Origin of the sequence: Phyllobacterium zundukense, from assembly GCF_002764115.1 — a bacterium.
Taxonomy (GTDB): domain Bacteria; phylum Pseudomonadota; class Alphaproteobacteria; order Rhizobiales; family Rhizobiaceae; genus Phyllobacterium; species Phyllobacterium zundukense.
Map to the genome: position 1 here is coordinate 1,802,233 of NZ_CP017940.1, position 15,102 is coordinate 1,817,334.

The window sequence follows — 15,102 nt, forward strand, 5'->3', positions numbered from 1 at the left end:
CCACCACCAGGTTCTGGGATGCGCCTCGATCGGCGTACTGCTATAGCTCGAGGAGTTCTTGTCCACGGGATTCCCCATGAGCCGCATATCACAGATCGACTACACTGAAGCGTCGCCAGAGATCCGTGCCGAGCACGACAGGGAGCTGAGCCTGCGCGGCCGGATGACAAACATGAAGCGCATCATGCTTCATTCGCCTGCCGCCCACCGAATTTATGCGGAATGGTTCACACTCCGCGATCTGTTGCGGCCGGCCATATCTGACCGGGCAATCTGGCTGTTTTCTCTTGCCATATCCGAAGCGAGCAATTCCCTCGTACCATCGACGTTTTTCCGCCGCGCGCTGATCGATTCAGGGTTGCAGCCCGAAACCATCGTTCCGGATGCGGACGAGGCGCTGCTGATGGAATTCGGCAAGGCAATCATTGCCGATTCCAATGCCGTTCCGGACGCGGTCTGGCAGCAATTGGAAGCACGCTACGACGAGCCTACCCTCGTCAATCTCGTGGCCTTTGCGGGTATCATGGTGGCTACCACCATCTTTACCAATGTCGTCGAGGTTGATCTCGACCCCGAGCTCAATTCCTATAAAAAAGGCTGATGGCTTTTAAAACAGCTGGACTGATCAGTCCGTCAGTTTCGTGACAAACTCTACATTGCCGCGCAATGTGTTGCTGACGGTGCAGATTTCCTCGGCCGTCTCAACGATCTGAAGCTGCGTCGCCTTATCCAGATCTCCATCGATTTCGATGGAAATATTGAAACGGACGACACGTGAGGGTTCGTCATGGGCTTTCTCGCCCGTCACATGTGCCCTGACCTCCAATAGCCTGTCTGCGACGCCCAAACGGCTGGCCGCGATCCGTGCGCTGAGCACGATACAAGCCGACAACGACGCATAGAGCAGGTCGAGCGGATTGAAACCCGGTTCGGAGACAGAGGTGACCACGTTGATCTGCCCGCCCGTCTCGGACGTAATGACCGGCAGTTCTTTCGGCTTGAGCACTGCCGTCGCGCCAACGGCCCGCGTTCTGATCTTTAATTCAGCCATTTTGCTGGTTCCCGGAAATTTTGACGATCGGTATCGCTCTCACGCCGACGCCGTGAACCTAGTCAAGATAATCGTGGAATGCCACATCTTTGGTGCATCATGCCTGTTCGGCAGCGGAACGGGCCGCTTCCAGAGCACGCATTGCTGCGAAAAGGACTTCACGATCCCGCTGATGCGCTTCGAACAAGGCAACAAAAGCCGGATTGGTGATCTCGTGCGGTTTGGGTGCAGCCTTCGCGCGCATAAGACTATGGTCGGCAGCGCGCTTCGCTTCTTCGACGAGCTTGTTTGCCACCTCAATTGCGGACAATGCCTTCGGCCGCCGGCGCGTCATGCGCTCGGATGATTTGGTTGTACGGACATCAGAGCCTGCAAGCAATGATTGCAGGAGCGTTCCGCTGGCAATATCGGCATCCATGGGCTCAACCGTTCTGCAGTTCATTCTGGACAGGCTTTTCGTGGGCGGATTCGTTGATCTTCAGCCAAGTCTAGATGTTTGCCATCGTCGCCGGAACGAATTGAGGATCAAAATTTCCCTGCAAATGAGCACGGGATTCTCGTTTTAGGCCAGGTTCCGGAAATCAGTTGCATCCGGTCATCCAAAATAACCGCCACCGACTCCGAATAAACTAGCGGCAACGTGTGTTCTCCATACGTCAGTTCTTAATCTGCGGAGAAAAACGCCATGAGAAATGCAGTCCTATCGATACGCCGCCAGTTGCCATTGGTTTTGCTTGGCGCCGGCCTCGCCGTCGCCAGCCTCGCCGTCCCGGTCCTTGCGGCTGGTGGCGAGGGTGGTGATGCAACTCCGACCTGTGCCAAGGGCAAGGTCTACGATACCAAGAGCAAGAAGTGCGTCAGCAAGAACAGCAGCGCTGTTCCGGATAAGGACCGCACGGAATATGCCTTTGCGCTCGCCGAGGCTGGACGGTACGAAGAAGCACTGGAGATTCTCGATACTTTGAAGAACCCTAACACCAAGGAAGCCTGGAACTATCGCGGCTATGCCACACGCAAGCTCGGCAGGACCGATGAAGGCATTTCCTATTACAAGAAGTCGGTAGCGCTGGATCCGAAATACGCGAAGGTTCGCGAATATCTTGGCGAAGCCTACGTCATCAAGGGGCAGATCGATCTTGCCAAGGAGCAGCTCATAACGATCAAATCGATCTGCGGCACAACGTGCGAAGAGTATCAGGATCTTCAGGAAGCGATCGAGAAACCCTCGAAGACCTGACGTGGCCCCTCGCCCGGCAGAACGGTGTCAATATGACCACTAACGTGACTGTCGCTCATCTCGGACTTTATGATTATAGTCGGGCGAAGCCATACCCATCGTTATCGTCGGCCGCCCTTTCCGGACAGGCCGCGCCGGAGGCAGTCATCGCGAGCGAACATGAAATCAGGTCGGGCCTAGCCCAGCACCTTACAAGGCTCTGGCGGTACGGCGTTGTGCTGTCCCGCCAGCGCGATGTTGCCGACGATCTCGTCCAGGCGACCTGTGTTCGTGCGTTGGAGCGCGCGAGCCAGTTTGCTGCCGGAACCAGACTTGATCGATGGCTGTTCGCAATCCTCCACTCGATCTGGCTCAATGAAGTTCGTTCGCGCCGTATCCGCATGGGGCACGGTTTCGTCGATGCCGACATTGCGCTCGTTTTTGATGGGGAGCGGGAAACGGAAACCCACGTTCTGGCCAACCAGGTTCTGCGTCAGGTAAACGCTCTGCCGGAGGCGCAAAGAACGGCTGTTTTCCTTACCTATGTTGAAGGTCTCTCCTACCGCGAGGTAGCCGAGATCCTGGACGTGCCGATTGGGACAGTCATGAGCAGGCTGGCTGCAGCCCGGGCAAAGCTGGCCGAAAACGCTGAAGCAGCCACTGTCACTCAAGCATCGAAAGGAGGGAAATGATGATCGATCTGAGTAAGAACGAGATGCCCTCCGACGAACTGCTTGTCGCTTTTCTCGATGGCGAACTGGAAGCCGGTGAACGGGAGCGGATCGATAATCTGATAAAGGCCGACGAGGCGGTAGCCAAAAGGTTCGATTTCCTGTCACGCAGCGAGATGCCTTTCTTTGATGCGTTTGAACCCTTGCTTGAAAATGCACCGGCGGCACATCTGGAATCCATATTGAACAATCTTCCCGCGCCCGGTGCTAATGAACCGGCCGTGAATGGATGGAAACGCCGGGGCTTCATCGCGGCGGCCATTGCAGCGGTGTTTGTCGGTGTCGTCGCCGATCGTGCGTTCCTGGGCATGCGCGGATCCCCCGAGGGGAATGAAACCGGGGGGTGGCGGGCCGTTGTCGCGGAATATGTGGCTCTCTATACGGCCGATACTCTGGCTGATCTGCCGAGCGATGGACAATCACAGGCGCAAGAGCTGCGCAATGTTGGGTCCAAACTCGGCATATCCTTGCCTGTCGAGGCTGTGACACTGCCGGGCATACCGCTCAAACGCGCGCAAATCCTCGAATATGATGGCAGGCCTCTCGGGCAGCTTGCCTATCTCGACCCGGTACATGGACCTCTTGCCCTTTGCATAGTTCAATCTTCGAAAGGCGCAAAGCCACCGCAAACGGAACAGCGGCGCGGGATGAATGTCATCTTTTGGGCCGATGACGCCCATGGCTTCATGCTGATTGGCCGCAACCCCGTCGACCAGTTGAGTGTCCTTACTGAAAAGTTCCGGACCGCCCTCACCGCGTGAAAATTGCAGGCTGCTTGATGCGAAACCGATCGTATCAATTGTCGATGAAATCGCGCACGGCGGCGTTGTAACCTTCCGGGTCCTGCACCATGGCAAAATGGCTGGCATCCTTGAGGATGATCAGTTTGGCGCCCGGAATTGTCTTCGCTATTAGTCCGTATGTTCGCGGGTGATTGCCTCGTCATGATCGCCAAGCACGATGGCTATCGGCGTTTTGATCTTCTTCAGATCATCATCGCTCCAATTTGGCTGGCTTGCCCACATGCCGCTGATCTGCTCGACAAAGGCGTCATATTCGCCGGGCGTTGGTGATATCTTCTTGTAGACGTCGCCTGCCTTCTCGATATAGCCGGCGAACGTCTTGTTCTGCATGACGTCGGGCTTCGACGAATGCATGCAACCGGTGCGTGCAAGCAAAAGGCGGCCCGTGGGAGCCGCCTTTCCTACGCTTCAAATGAACGATTGTTACTTCGCCACGTGCCAGACGCCGCCAACACCATCGCCAGTCATATCGCCGGCCTTCTTGTCCTTGGCAAACATGTAAAGCGGCTTGCCCTCATACGCCCACATCTCCTTGCCGTCCGAAGCCTTGACAAGGGTCCATTCGCCTTCCGCCTTAGCCCCGGCGTCAGCATAGAATGCCGGCCAGTTTGACAAGCATTTGGCATCGCAGTTGGATTTGCCCTTCGTGTCCTTGTCGAAGGTATAAAGCGTCATGCCTTTGTCGGTTGTGTAGACCTTGCCCATCTTTGTCTCCATCAATTTCGCTGGCTCTGCAGCGAAAGCAGACAGGCTGGTGGCAGCCAGAATACCCATTGCGATTAACACAGTTCTCATGGTCGTTCACTCCCTTTTCGGGATTGCCAGCGGGGCGCTGGTAGTGCCCGTTCTATGCGCGAACCAAGCCGTTCGCTTGAGCAAAACATTGCGCTGAAACCTGATCGGAATTGAGGCATTACACAAAGAATTAGAACATGTTGCCTACCATTTGACCGTCAGTCCGATATTGCCCTCGAATATCTCCCTGTTGCCGCCGTCGAGATCGAACGTGTAGTCTGCCACAGCAAAGGCGCTGACCTTTTCACTGAAATCGTGAACGATACCGCCGCCGAGTTCCAGCGAGGTCGACTCGCTCTCGGTGGTGATGGCGTCAGGACCGAACAGAACGGCATCGGTGCCACCGAAATTGTGCCAGAGATTGGCTTTGACATAGGGCTGGAACAGGCCGGAAGAGGTCTGATATTTTCCCTGCAGGCGGAAGCCCAGACGCCCGGTCACGCCATCATCGGTGTCGAACGACACGTCCGAAAATCCATCGGACTGATCGTCCAGCGACAGATGCTGCCAGATCAATTGCGCTTGTGGTTCCAGGGTCCAGCTTTGCGAAAGGGCGACCGGGTAGCCGCCCTCGAGCGAGGCGGTAATTCCCGTGCCGTCCGTATCGATGCCGACATCGCGCGATGACGTGGCGTCGCCGCCGAACCAGGAGCCCATCAGCACGGCGTCCAGATACCAGCCTGATGGTCCGATATGGGTCCAGTAACCGCCAAAGCTGGTTGTATCGAGGTCAAGTTTACCGACTTCCAGATTGTTCCAGCCGACCGCCTGGCCCTTGATATCCGCGTTGAAATTGGAATAACCGAAGAACAGTCCGGCGATATTGCGGTGTCCGCCTTCGCTTTCGGTACGAATGAAATCGAGGCCCGCCTGAAATCCATATAAGTTGCCATCGACAGACGGGCTTACCGTTCCGGACCAGCTCTGCTCTGTCGACTGTCCAAAGACCCTGCCCCAGGCCGCCGAGAAATTGTCTCCCGGCGTCAGTACGCTCTGCTCGCCGCGCCTTTCATGGAATGTACCGAGGGTTGCAAGGGCTGTTTCGCGGGCAACCGGCGGCACGACCGAATAGCTCGGAACCTCGATGCGATAGAGCGGAATCGCCTCGCCGGGTGCAGCCACCACGGGTGTCGCCCCTGGTGTCGGCGGTTCAACGCCCGGTCCTGGCAGCTCGATAGCACCTGGTGTCAGTTCCAGGGCTGGATTCTCACTTCCCGGTATAGATGATGAACGCAGATACCAGTTCTCCGCAGTACCTGACGATACACCACCCTTGAACAGGTAATATTCGTACGCCCCCGCCGCAACAGCATTGCTCAGGCTGAACGCCGACGCGTCGGTCGTTGCTCCGTTAACAGATTCAACGACGAGGATACCGTCCTGGACAGTGCTGGCACCGGTGCCACCAAGATTGGTCACTGCAAGTCCCGTCGTGCCACCCGCCGTTCCTCCGGATATGACGAACTTGTCCGAGGCCAATGAATCATTGCCAAGCACGGTCTGCAGGCGGATTGCACCGCCGCTGCCGGTATAATTGCCGAGAACCGTGAACGTATCGGTAGCGCCGCTCGAACCATTGGTAAGATCAATTGTCCCGGCATTGGTGACGTTGACCAGCTGACCGCCTGTAAATGGCGCGATTGCCGCATTGACACCATTGCCGGCAAGCAGCGTGCTGCTCGCATCAATCGTGAAACTGCCCGTCCCTGTTCCGCTGTCGCCAACGACAAAATTGCTGTCGAGCGTAAAGGCGGAACCACTGGTCAGCGAGACATTCTCCCAGTTCACGTAGCGGCCGGAAGTCGTGGCCGTCGTGTTGGCAAAGGTCAGCGTATCCGTACCCGCACCGCCATTGATCGACGGGGTTGAGGCGAGCGTGGCTTCAGTGAGATTCTGCAAGGTTCCTGTGTCGTTGCCGGTACCCAGATTGATCGCACCGCCAATCGTTCCGGCTGTATCCCACGTAAACTGATCGCTGCCGCTTCCGGTTGTTACCGTGCTTCCGATCGACCCGCCGGTCACGAAGATGCGATTGTCACCAATGCCCAGATCAACGAAGGTGCCGATGGAACCGCCCGACAGGATGAACAGATCCCTGCCCTGCGCGGCGATGACGAACCCGTCGATGGTTCCGCCCGACATGCGCATTTCATTGTTTGCCTGCTCGAGATTGACCTCGCCAATGCGCCCGCCTGTCATCGTGAAGAAGTCGCCGGCGAAGAATTGACCGACGATCCAGCCGCCGCTGACCGTTGCGGTGTCGAGCTCGCTGCCCTGCTCCACCCGCTGGACGACACCGCCCGTCATGATGAATGTGTCTGTACCAGCATTCTGAAAGATCGTACCATTGACGGTGCCGCCGTTGAGCTCAAGCCGGTCATTGCCTGCGCCTTCAGTGACATTACCGTTGATCGTGCCGGAATTGATGATGACCGTGTCGACACCCGAATTGAAGGTCACCGGGCCGGTAATTGTGCCAGTGCCCCCGGTTGGAAGGGTCAGCGAATTGTTGCCTCCGGGATCCGTCAACGGTCCGCCGGTGCCGCTGTCGCAAATATAGGTGTCATTGCCCGCCGTCGGGACCAGTGTACACGCTGCGAGAGCGGATTGATGTGAAGTGATCAGGGATATGAGGGAAACAGAACAGAGCCAGAAGATTCGTGTACAAACACTAGAAGAACTCATGCAATTCCTCCTGAAGCGGTCATAAGACGAGGGAATTGCTTGCTAAATCATCGCAACCCCGTGGATCAGACAACGATATCAGTACGTGCAAAGTAGATTCTGGATGGGATTTACGCAACCACAGGTTATATAAATATACAGAGAACACTCCCAGTGTGGTAAATGCGTCTCATTTTGCACACGGGCCTGCGATATTATTGGCATTCTGGAACGGAGTATTTTCCATGCAATCCGCTTCGCATCCAAAAATCATACTAATACTCGGCAGTGCGCCGGATGTTGTCCGGGCGCGCCAATGGCAGCGTGCGCCTTTTCATGAAATCGTCGCGATCAACAATGCCTGGCGTGTGCGCGACGACTGGGATCATCTTGTTCACGCTGGCGATTTTCCTGCGGCCGTAATGCCGGCACAGGAGTTGATGCGGCAGCGTAGTGTCCACTCGGCAGCAGACTACGTTCCAGCGCAAAATGCCTATGGCGGCTTCGTCTATGCCGGGGCAACCATGTCTCTGACGACGGCATATTGGGCGCTGCATGCCCTGAAACCAGACGTGCTCGCATTTCTCGGCTGCGACATGAACTATGACAGTGCGGGGCCGACGCATTTCTACGGCTATGGCAACCGGGATCCGCTCCGCCCCGACGTGACGCTGCAAAACCTGGAAGCGAAGACCGGGCGCCTGCTGGTATCAGCCGCGCGGCAGGGTTGCCTCTGCGTCAATCTTTCCCATCTCGAAACAAGCCGTCTGGTTTTCCCGCGCGTGGATATTGGCCGGCTAAAGGATTGGTCGCTTGCGGATGTCCAGACTCGGCTGGCCGGATTGTTGCAGCGTATCGACAAGACCAAGCTGCAACGCGCAGAGAACACGGAAAGAACGCTTGGCTATTATTTCCCTACTGGCGAATACTGGCTGTTCCTGGACGAGATAGATGGTAACCAACTGCAATCTCTCGACAGCCTGTGGCTGGCCGCGCTCGGCCAGAGCGAGCCGAATACCGAATGTGGCCCATGTGATATCTGATCGCAGCCCTTAATTTGACTGTGTGTGGATATTAAGTTGTAATCCGCCCCGATTGCGCACGGACTGGCAGGAGAGTAGACAATGGACCGCTACGAGACCTTTGCAACCTGGATATTCATTGTATTCGGCGCGCTGATCATTACCGGTCTCATGGCATTCGCGATCGCGACCGGCGACAAGGCTGCTTTCCTGTTTGCATTGGCCTCGGCCTGCGCCGCCTTCTTTCTCGGCTTTGCGGTCATCTTCGATCAGCCGCGGCTCTACGGGCTCATCCTGTTCGTCTCTATTGCACTGATTGCGGGCTCGATCACCGCTATCGTTACCTGACCCCGGCGCAAGCCTTCATTTTTCCACTGGCGCAGTGATATGGCGGTAGGCGCCATGCCAATAGAGCAATGGTTCGGCGTTCCGGCGCAGCGTGATTGCGCGCACCCTGCCGATAAGGATGCCGTGGGAATGCCGTTCGATCGCATCGTCAAGCTCACAGTCCAGGACAGTTAACGCATTTGCCAGCGCCAGCGTCCCGGTCGCAAGTTCCTGCCACTGAGCATCCTGATAGCGTTCCACACCCTTGCGCCCACCCTTTCCGGAAAAACTGTCGGCCACATGCCTTTGATCATGTGCCAGCACATTGACGCAGAAGCTGCCATGACGCTGCAGCACCGGCCAGGACGAGGAATCACGATTGAGGCTGACGATCACCGAGGGAGGATCTATCGCCAGCGAGGAAACCGAAGTGGCCGTGAAGCCGGTGCGATCCTTGCCGCGGCCGACTGTGATAACGCTCACGGCACCGGCGAGATGCCGCATCGAATCCTTGAACAGGTCTGCTTCCACGGTCAGCTCATGGTGGGCGGCACGCGCCCCGCTCTGAAAGACGGACATTTTTTCCTCATTCATTGGATGACTCGCAGGACCCTCGGCGTGCGAAGTAAGGACTCTCACTCATCCCTACATTGCAGCACATCCGTACGGCATCCAACCAGATCGCGTTTTGCTCAAGCCACGCCTATTCGGCGATATTGTTTTGCGATTCTTGCGATTTGCGAGAAATCAAATCCAACAAATGCAGTTACCCGACTGGTGCGGTAGAGATACGCTACGGTCTCCTCACTACACATTCCCGTCGTCCGGAGTATTTATTTCCATCAATCGGCATTCAGGCGCAAAACGCTACCGGATCAGTGCTTACATTTATAATCTCTATCGTGTTAATCGTGTATGGAATGTCGGAAGATCGAGGCAACAGACAAAGCGAGACGATTCCTGATGGCCTCCACTGATTACACGACAACACCCGGCACTGCCGTTTCAGGTTTCCGCCGCATTTTGAAGAGCAAGGATCGCGGGATCGTCTTCCTGGTGTTTGGGACTGCCTTTGCGTTTCATCTGGCGGCGCTCTTCAATCTCCTGCCATCCTGAACGGCTTCGTGCGCATGTCGCGCCATCGGCATCTTCCGTGCTGTGGTGTAATCCATGATTTCCGAGTGACCAGTCCAATGGCTTCGCTATTCTCCCCCCTTACTCTCGGCGATCTCACTCTTTCCAGCCGGATTGTCATGGCGCCCATGACGCGCCGGCGCGCATCCATGGCAAGATTCCGAGCGCACTGAATGCGCTCTATTATGCGCAGCGTGCAAGCGCAGCGCTGATCATCTCGGAATCAACGGAAGTCGACCCCTTCAGCGCTATTGACGTTCCAACTCGCCCCGGCCTCACCAATGATGAACAGGAGGCCGGATGGCGGCTGGTGACAGATGCTGTCCACGCCGCTGGCGGCAAGATCTACATACAGCTTTCGCACATGGGACGCACGGCACATCCGTCGCAATTACTAAATGGCCGTCAGCCGGTTGGCCCATCTGCCTTGGCTGCCGCCGGAACTGTCTACACCGCCAAGGGGGCTGAGCCCTACGCCGCACCGCGTGCGCTCGAAATCGCCGAGATCGGCGACATTGTTGCCGAATTTGCCGAGGCGGCTGCCAGAGCCAGATCGGCGGGCTTTGACGGGATCGAAATTCATGGCGCCAACGGCTATCTGATCGATCAGTTTCTGCGTGACGGAAGCAATGTTCGTGATGATGCCTATGGCGGTTCAGTGAAAAATCGTACCCGTTTCCTGCTGGAAATTATCGAAGCAGCAAAGGCGCATTGGCCCGGCAATCGTATCGGTGTTCGCCTTTCGCCGACGAATACCTACCAGGGCATGAGCGACAGTGATCCGGTGCGGCATTTCGCGGAGATTGCCGGACTGCTTGGTCCTGAGGGTCTGGCCTATCTCCACGTGGTGGCACCGCCCGTCCAACCGGAACAGTATGTCAATGTCGTTGACAGCACACCTGCAGCCTTTCACCGCCCGTTGATTTTGGCAGGTGGCTATAAACGTGATGATGCCGAGCGGGCTCTGACAACGGGCACCGCGGATCTTATCGCTTTCGGCGAAGCCTTCATCAGCAATCCAGACCTTCCGCAGCGCTGGTACCAGCGCGCTACGCTTAATGCGGCCGACAAGTCCACTTTCTATACGCAAGGCGCCAAGGGTTATACCGACTACGCCAGCCTGGAACTCGTCGCAGACTGAGTCCCGTCAGCAAAGCCATCACACCAGATTCCAGGCCTCGCGATTTTTTTGCAAAAGGCTGGAACCAAATCTCGGCAGGAGCATTTCCACTAGACTGGTTCCCCCAAACCAGACTTGGCTAACCCCACAAGCCAAAAAGTAGCCCAATCCTCATGCCCCTTGAGGATTGGGCTTTTCGGCTTTATCTATTCGGCTCCGTCAGTTGGAGGAAACAATGTCAATTGCAGATGCCAAACATGCGATCGAAGCGGCAATCCATAGCGGCGATTTCAAAAGCATGGGTGTCGCGGTGTTCAAGGCGATCAACGCTTTGGAAGAGCGAATCAAGCGATTGGAAGAAGAGATAGAGCGTCTGAAGGTCAAGTAAAAAATGGACCGTTAGCCATCTTATCCTTGAATTTAGCGCCACATGTGATAGCATTCTGGCAGGTTGAGTGTAGCGGTACCTTGAGCCTGCGCCGCACTGAAACGATGCGTGATAACCTTATCCAGAATCCAGTTTGTTAGAGCCAAATCAAGCCTCAACTCGCGAAACCCCTACCGGTTCGGCAGGGGTTTTGCTTGTGTGGACCACACAGTTTTAGTTGCGTCTGTCAACTCTCTTCCACAATAGCCTGAATATCGTTCGTCGAGTGATTGGTCAGGGTTTTGGGTATTTCGCTGACGATCTTGTCTGAAACTTCCTTGTGAAATTCCTGACGCATTTCGCCCAGCATGAGCGGCGGCGCCACGATGATCAGCCGCTCGAACTCTCCCTTATGGGCATGGGCGTAAAGCGCATCGGCGATCTCCTTGGCGAAGCGCTTCTTTGAAATCTCATGCCAATCGGTATCGTCCACCGCGTTGCGCCCCAGACCCGGCCCGCTCGAAGAACGCCCGGGCTTGTCGCTACCTTGGTCACGCGTGGCGGGGTTGGATTGATGTAACTGATGGATGATGCCGAGCTCGACATTGTTCATGTCGTTCTTGTTGCGCAGAAAAAGTGCCTTCTCTCCATCTGCGACCAAAACCCACGTGTGGCGGTTCAACATGACATTTACCATCTCGAACTCCGGGGCATATGTTGTCATTTGCAGTTCCTTTTTAATGGAATTTCGTTCCGTTGGAAATCATGCCGCGCTTATGGATGCAGCGATCTTTTTGCCTCGCTTGTTGCCGGCGTTGCGGCCGCGGATATTGAAACAACGTCCCCGAATGCGACAGGTTCCGGATTTTTTTGTTTTCCTGCCGGCCTCGATAAGTGCAAGACTGGGATGATATCCAGCAGCCAACGGAATGAGATTGTCATGAAGATCGTTTTATCGATTGTTTCTCTACTTCTGATCATCATGGGCGCCATCTGGGCGCTCCAGGGCATGAGCCTTATCGGCGGCAGTTTCATGGTCGGCCAGACACGCTGGCTTTACATTGGATTGCTGACGGCCGTGATCGGTGTTGGTCTTCTCTTCTTTGCCAGAAGCCGCTGATACCTATAAAATGACTATGAAGGCGCTTTCATTTCTGCTGTGTCTGGATTTGTCATCTGACGGCTGTTAGACACTATTGAGGGAAATGGGAGGCGAAATTTTAATGACTGCATTGACTATTATCGTTGAATTCGAAACTCACGATGGCCGTGAAGAAGAATTCATCGCGCTTATTCGCGAGCATGCCAGAAAGACACTGGAAGAAGAACCGGGTTGCTTGCGCTTCGAGGTCATCAAACCCATTGAGCGAAATGGAACACCCATTCCCAACAAGGTCATGGTCAACGAGCTTTACGCGAATGAAGCCGCGGTTACCGCACACGAGAACAATCCGCGCCTGCCCAAGGTCCGCGCTGCCAATGCACCGCTGCTCAAGTCGAGCCGGCCGATACTGGCACAGTCCTTGAGTGCGAAAGCAGCGGAAGGAATGACGCCGCAGGAACTGAACGCCAGCAATGACGATTGAGTCGCTGCGTCAGGCTCTAGAACTTAAGTTCAGTGACATGCTGCAGGGGAAATGTGCGATGAATGTTCACTACCACTCATGCGCATTGAACCATTCCGTACCGCGTCGAAAGAATAGAATGATGAAGAAATTCGCTTTGGCCTTGCTGCTGCCCTGTGTCCTCGGAACGTCGGGGTGTGGTGCCATGCGTTGGATGGACCAAAAGCCGGCCCGCACGTCCAACTGCTCCGGGTGGAATAAAATTCGCATCAAACCGGAGACAGCGGTGTACCTGGTGAAAAACGACTTCTCCGCCGGTATCGATATCGACTCGCACAATCTCAACGGCCAGAACAACGGCTGCTGGAAATAGGCACTGAACAATCTCCACTGTCTCAGGCCGGTCTTGGTTCAACGGGAACCAAACGCGTTAAGTGGGCGTTTCCCCTTTTCATGCAAATGGAAAGGAACTCTGAAATGGCAACGAATGCATCGAATATTCGTGAGACGGTTGAAAATGGTCTGGAGAGCCAGATCGCAAGCCTGCGTGAGGAGCTTTCCGTGATCAGCAAGTCCCTTTCAGATCAAGGGTTTGAACTTCCGGATGTCAGGTCGACCTATAACAGCGTGAAGCGCCGGAGCCGCAAAGCTGCCCGTTTTGTCGGCTCTGAGGCCAATGGAGCGGTGGAGAAGGCCCGGGAACATCCGCTCGCTACGGTAGCAATCATATCGGCAATTGCTGGAATCGGCCTGCTCGCTGGCATGGGCGCCTATCGACGCTACTAGGGCCTGCCCTTGAAAATGCCCTCGCGGCTTCTTATCTTGGTTCCAGAAATTCGTTTCCGCTTTTGACCACGGATGTACTGGCACTGGTGTTGAGGCGAATTCGGAAAGGTCGGGTTTTCCCCCGGCCTTTTTTGTTGCCGATAGCACACATCGGTCAAGCCAAGTGCCGGTGGTTACGGTCTCAGGTTGCCTTCAGTGGCATGAACAGTCTATGAAGGTTGCACTATCGCTTGATCGAAACCGGTCAGGTTCTAGGGCGGAATTGGTCGGCCTTTCCGCAATGCAGGTATTGAGAGTGAGTTGCCTGAATGGACAATTTTGAGAAGTACGCCCTGGCTCTGATGGTCGTATTTGGTGCCCTCATTATCGGCGGCCTCATGGCTGTCCATATTGCTTGGGAGCACAAAGCGGGCTTTCTCTACGCGCTTGGTGCAGCGGTTGTCGTCTGGTCCGCCGGATTCGCAGTTCTCTTCGATAAACCGCGCCTTTATGGCTTGCTGCTGCTGATTGCAACAGCACTTATCACGGCCTCTGTCGTCGTTCTCGTCCGTTAGAATTCGCGCGATTCACCGGCTGCTCAGCACATGGAAAATATGAAGCCGGGTTTCATATTATCGTTTACTTTATCAAGAATAATTCTAAACTGCGCCCAAATTGAACGTGCATGCCCGATATCGGGTTGAAAGAGATATTCCCATGCGACTGACAAGACAGACCAATTATGCCATCCGGATTCTCATGTATTGTGCGGCCAATGATGGCAATCTGAGCCGGATAGGTGAAATAGCGCAGGCCTACACTGTCTCCGAACTTTTCCTTTTCAAGATCCTTCAGCCACTTGTCGAAAACGGCTTCGTCGAAACGGTGCGCGGCCGCAATGGCGGTGTGAAACTTGGCAAACCCGCCAAGGACATCACGCTTTTCGATGTCGTGCGCGTGACCGAGGAAAACTTCGCCATGGCGGAATGCTTCGAGAATGACGCGGCTGATTGCCCGCTGATCGACAGCTGTGGTCTGAACGCCGCCCTGCGCAAGGCGCTCAATGCCTTCTTCGAAGTGCTCGCGCAATATTCGATAGAGGATATCGTCGACAAGCGCGACGTGCGTGCCCTGCTGGGCATCGACGTGCTCGAAAGGCGCCTCGCGACGGCGAGCTGATTTTCAGCACTGCAACATCTTCGTTAGAAGCCTGGCGAGGCTATCCGCCGATCCCGTAGCGTATGTTGCGGGGTAGATGATTTGTAGCTTGATTTGCCAGGCCGCATAGTCTGACCTTCATAAGGTTCACAGCGATTCAGCCACGCTTTTTCAACGATCTCATACGAATCCCGACGGAATCCGGTGATTCTTGCACAAGAAAGTTCGATTCTCGTACGAGATTCTCTACGCTGCGTTGCATCCTGGTTTAGTTCGGTTGAAGTTTACCCCACGCGTGACCTCCCCACCCATTCATCGGCGTACTTGTGAGACGTTATGACACAGCCGCAATTCCGCATTATTTTTTCGCCGCGAGTGAACGCA

General features: G+C 55.5%; 21 protein-coding genes and 1 pseudogene. 15 read left to right on the forward strand and 7 right to left on the reverse strand.

The genetic code is table 11. The features are described 5' to 3' along the window. The first annotated feature begins 76 nt into the window (after window positions 1–76). On the forward strand, window positions 77–601 hold the full coding sequence (locus tag BLM14_RS08930) for a carboxymuconolactone decarboxylase family protein (RefSeq protein WP_099999043.1): 525 nt from the start codon (window positions 77–79) through the stop codon (window positions 599–601). Between the two features lie 24 nt (window positions 602–625). Here the strand turns inward: BLM14_RS08930 and BLM14_RS08935 are convergent, their stop codons facing one another. Both BLM14_RS08935 and BLM14_RS08940 read right to left on the reverse strand, forming a co-directional pair. Further along, the gene (locus BLM14_RS08935; protein WP_099999044.1) at window positions 626–1,051 is read right to left on the reverse strand and encodes an OsmC family protein; all 426 of its coding nucleotides are present in this window, start codon (window positions 1,049–1,051) and stop codon (window positions 626–628) included. A 97-nt stretch (window positions 1,052–1,148) separates the two neighbouring features. Then, window positions 1,149–1,469, reverse strand: a complete 321-nt coding sequence (locus BLM14_RS08940) for a hypothetical protein (RefSeq protein ID WP_099999045.1) — start codon at window positions 1,467–1,469, stop codon at window positions 1,149–1,151. A gap of 267 nt (window positions 1,470–1,736) precedes the next feature. On the opposite strand from BLM14_RS08940, the gene BLM14_RS08945 reads away from it, so the two are divergent. Genes BLM14_RS08945 through BLM14_RS08955 form a run of 3 tightly spaced genes read left to right on the forward strand, consistent with a single transcriptional unit; the run spans window position 1,737 to window position 3,759 of the window. Then, window positions 1,737–2,288 carry a tetratricopeptide repeat protein gene (locus tag BLM14_RS08945; RefSeq protein WP_099999046.1) on the forward strand — a complete coding sequence of 184 codons (552 nt, stop codon included), beginning with the start codon at window positions 1,737–1,739 and terminating at the stop codon, window positions 2,286–2,288. Window positions 2,289–2,320: 32 nt separating this feature from the next. Next, window positions 2,321–2,959: an RNA polymerase sigma factor gene (locus BLM14_RS08950; protein WP_099999047.1), complete on the forward strand. Its 639-nt coding sequence runs from the start codon at window positions 2,321–2,323 to the stop codon at window positions 2,957–2,959. Next, the gene (locus BLM14_RS08955) at window positions 2,959–3,759 is read left to right on the forward strand and encodes an anti-sigma factor family protein (RefSeq protein ID WP_204251999.1); all 801 of its coding nucleotides are present in this window, start codon (window positions 2,959–2,961) and stop codon (window positions 3,757–3,759) included. The genes BLM14_RS08950 and BLM14_RS08955 overlap by 1 nt, the downstream gene beginning before the upstream one ends. Before the next feature lie 34 nt (window positions 3,760–3,793). Here the strand turns inward: BLM14_RS08955 and BLM14_RS31745 are convergent. The 3 genes and pseudogenes from BLM14_RS31745 to BLM14_RS08970 form a co-directional block, all read right to left on the reverse strand. Beyond that, window positions 3,794–4,143, reverse strand: a pseudogene (locus BLM14_RS31745) (alpha/beta fold hydrolase); the annotation flags it as partial. An 81-nt stretch (window positions 4,144–4,224) separates the two neighbouring features. Then, complete coding sequence (locus BLM14_RS08965) at window positions 4,225–4,596, reverse strand: COG4315 family predicted lipoprotein (RefSeq protein WP_099999048.1); 372 nt, start codon at window positions 4,594–4,596, stop codon at window positions 4,225–4,227. Window positions 4,597–4,740: 144 nt separating this feature from the next. Further along, window positions 4,741–7,281: an autotransporter family protein gene (locus BLM14_RS08970; protein WP_099999049.1), complete on the reverse strand. Its 2,541-nt coding sequence runs from the start codon at window positions 7,279–7,281 to the stop codon at window positions 4,741–4,743. 224 nt (window positions 7,282–7,505) lie between these two features. On the opposite strand from BLM14_RS08970, the gene BLM14_RS08975 reads away from it, so the two are divergent. Further along, the gene (locus tag BLM14_RS08975; RefSeq protein WP_099999050.1) at window positions 7,506–8,303 is read left to right on the forward strand and encodes a hypothetical protein; all 798 of its coding nucleotides are present in this window, start codon (window positions 7,506–7,508) and stop codon (window positions 8,301–8,303) included. Window positions 8,304–8,384: 81 nt separating this feature from the next. Then, a complete protein-coding gene (locus BLM14_RS08980; protein WP_099999051.1) occupies window positions 8,385–8,630 on the forward strand; it encodes a hypothetical protein in 246 nt (81 codons plus the stop codon). A 15-nt stretch (window positions 8,631–8,645) separates the two neighbouring features. Here the strand turns inward: BLM14_RS08980 and BLM14_RS08985 are convergent, their stop codons facing one another. Further along, complete coding sequence (locus BLM14_RS08985) at window positions 8,646–9,188, reverse strand: flavin reductase family protein (RefSeq protein WP_099999052.1); 543 nt, start codon at window positions 9,186–9,188, stop codon at window positions 8,646–8,648. Window positions 9,189–9,572: 384 nt separating this feature from the next. Between BLM14_RS08985 and BLM14_RS30980 the strand changes: the two genes are divergently transcribed. The 3 genes from BLM14_RS30980 (at window position 9,573) to BLM14_RS30985 (ending at window position 11,251) form a co-directional block, all read left to right on the forward strand. Then, window positions 9,573–9,725 carry a hypothetical protein gene (locus BLM14_RS30980; RefSeq protein ID WP_157929507.1) on the forward strand — a complete coding sequence of 51 codons (153 nt, stop codon included), beginning with the start codon at window positions 9,573–9,575 and terminating at the stop codon, window positions 9,723–9,725. A gap of 229 nt (window positions 9,726–9,954) precedes the next feature. Then, the gene (locus BLM14_RS08990) at window positions 9,955–10,884 is read left to right on the forward strand and encodes an oxidoreductase (RefSeq protein ID WP_250645693.1); all 930 of its coding nucleotides are present in this window, start codon (window positions 9,955–9,957) and stop codon (window positions 10,882–10,884) included. A gap of 214 nt (window positions 10,885–11,098) precedes the next feature. Next, window positions 11,099–11,251: a hypothetical protein gene (locus tag BLM14_RS30985; protein ID WP_157929508.1), complete on the forward strand. Its 153-nt coding sequence runs from the start codon at window positions 11,099–11,101 to the stop codon at window positions 11,249–11,251. A gap of 226 nt (window positions 11,252–11,477) precedes the next feature. On the opposite strand, the gene BLM14_RS08995 is transcribed toward BLM14_RS30985, so the two are convergent. After that, entirely contained in the window at window positions 11,478–11,843 is a 366-nt protein-coding gene (locus BLM14_RS08995; protein ID WP_335672075.1) for a host attachment family protein, read from the reverse strand. Between BLM14_RS08995 and BLM14_RS31750 the strand changes: the two genes are divergently transcribed. The 6 genes from BLM14_RS31750 to rirA all read left to right on the forward strand — a co-directional run bounded on the left by BLM14_RS31750 (window position 11,814) and on the right by rirA (window position 14,739). Then, on the forward strand, window positions 11,814–12,350 hold the full coding sequence (locus BLM14_RS31750) for a hypothetical protein (RefSeq protein ID WP_237143579.1): 537 nt from the start codon (window positions 11,814–11,816) through the stop codon (window positions 12,348–12,350). The genes BLM14_RS08995 and BLM14_RS31750 overlap by 30 nt on opposite strands. Before the next feature lie 103 nt (window positions 12,351–12,453). After that, window positions 12,454–12,816, forward strand: coding sequence for a putative quinol monooxygenase (locus BLM14_RS09005; protein ID WP_099999053.1), 363 nt, complete (start codon window positions 12,454–12,456; stop codon window positions 12,814–12,816). Window positions 12,817–12,934: 118 nt separating this feature from the next. Next, entirely contained in the window at window positions 12,935–13,168 is a 234-nt protein-coding gene (locus BLM14_RS30990) for a hypothetical protein (protein WP_133123859.1), read from the forward strand. A 104-nt stretch (window positions 13,169–13,272) separates the two neighbouring features. Beyond that, the gene (locus BLM14_RS09015; RefSeq protein WP_099999055.1) at window positions 13,273–13,581 is read left to right on the forward strand and encodes a hypothetical protein; all 309 of its coding nucleotides are present in this window, start codon (window positions 13,273–13,275) and stop codon (window positions 13,579–13,581) included. Window positions 13,582–13,889: 308 nt separating this feature from the next. Continuing rightward, entirely contained in the window at window positions 13,890–14,135 is a 246-nt protein-coding gene (locus BLM14_RS09020; protein WP_099999056.1) for a hypothetical protein, read from the forward strand. A 142-nt stretch (window positions 14,136–14,277) separates the two neighbouring features. Next, window positions 14,278–14,739: an iron-responsive transcriptional regulator RirA gene (gene rirA / locus BLM14_RS09025; protein WP_099999057.1), complete on the forward strand. Its 462-nt coding sequence runs from the start codon at window positions 14,278–14,280 to the stop codon at window positions 14,737–14,739. The last annotated feature ends 363 nt before the right edge of the window (window positions 14,740–15,102 follow it).

Excerpts from the sequence above, each read along its gene's own strand:
- BLM14_RS08930 (WP_099999043.1), top strand. The coding sequence starts at position 77 with ATGAGCCGCATATCACAGATCGACTACACTGAAGCGTCGCCAGAGATC.
- BLM14_RS08935 (WP_099999044.1), bottom strand. The coding sequence starts at position 1,051 with ATGGCTGAATTAAAGATCAGAACGCGGGCCGTTGGCGCGACGGCAGTG.
- BLM14_RS08940 (WP_099999045.1), bottom strand. The coding sequence starts at position 1,469 with ATGGATGCCGATATTGCCAGCGGAACGCTCCTGCAATCATTGCTTGCA.
- BLM14_RS08945 (WP_099999046.1), top strand. The coding sequence starts at position 1,737 with ATGAGAAATGCAGTCCTATCGATACGCCGCCAGTTGCCATTGGTTTTG.
- BLM14_RS08950 (WP_099999047.1), top strand. The coding sequence starts at position 2,321 with ATGACCACTAACGTGACTGTCGCTCATCTCGGACTTTATGATTATAGT.
- BLM14_RS08955 (WP_204251999.1), top strand. The coding sequence starts at position 2,959 with ATGATCGATCTGAGTAAGAACGAGATGCCCTCCGACGAACTGCTTGTC.
- BLM14_RS08965 (WP_099999048.1), bottom strand. The coding sequence starts at position 4,596 with ATGAGAACTGTGTTAATCGCAATGGGTATTCTGGCTGCCACCAGCCTG.
- BLM14_RS08970 (WP_099999049.1), bottom strand. The coding sequence starts at position 7,281 with ATGAGTTCTTCTAGTGTTTGTACACGAATCTTCTGGCTCTGTTCTGTT.
- BLM14_RS08975 (WP_099999050.1), top strand. The coding sequence starts at position 7,506 with ATGCAATCCGCTTCGCATCCAAAAATCATACTAATACTCGGCAGTGCG.
- BLM14_RS08980 (WP_099999051.1), top strand. The coding sequence starts at position 8,385 with ATGGACCGCTACGAGACCTTTGCAACCTGGATATTCATTGTATTCGGC.
- BLM14_RS08985 (WP_099999052.1), bottom strand. The coding sequence starts at position 9,188 with ATGTCCGTCTTTCAGAGCGGGGCGCGTGCCGCCCACCATGAGCTGACC.
- BLM14_RS30980 (WP_157929507.1), top strand. The coding sequence starts at position 9,573 with ATGGCCTCCACTGATTACACGACAACACCCGGCACTGCCGTTTCAGGT.
- BLM14_RS30985 (WP_157929508.1), top strand. The coding sequence starts at position 11,099 with ATGTCAATTGCAGATGCCAAACATGCGATCGAAGCGGCAATCCATAGC.
- BLM14_RS31750 (WP_237143579.1), top strand. The coding sequence starts at position 11,814 with ATGGATGATGCCGAGCTCGACATTGTTCATGTCGTTCTTGTTGCGCAG.
- BLM14_RS08995 (WP_335672075.1), bottom strand. The coding sequence starts at position 11,843 with ATGAACAATGTCGAGCTCGGCATCATCCATCAGTTACATCAATCCAAC.
- BLM14_RS09005 (WP_099999053.1), top strand. The coding sequence starts at position 12,454 with ATGACTGCATTGACTATTATCGTTGAATTCGAAACTCACGATGGCCGT.
- BLM14_RS30990 (WP_133123859.1), top strand. The coding sequence starts at position 12,935 with ATGATGAAGAAATTCGCTTTGGCCTTGCTGCTGCCCTGTGTCCTCGGA.
- BLM14_RS09015 (WP_099999055.1), top strand. The coding sequence starts at position 13,273 with ATGGCAACGAATGCATCGAATATTCGTGAGACGGTTGAAAATGGTCTG.
- BLM14_RS09020 (WP_099999056.1), top strand. The coding sequence starts at position 13,890 with ATGGACAATTTTGAGAAGTACGCCCTGGCTCTGATGGTCGTATTTGGT.
- rirA (WP_099999057.1), top strand. The coding sequence starts at position 14,278 with ATGCGACTGACAAGACAGACCAATTATGCCATCCGGATTCTCATGTAT.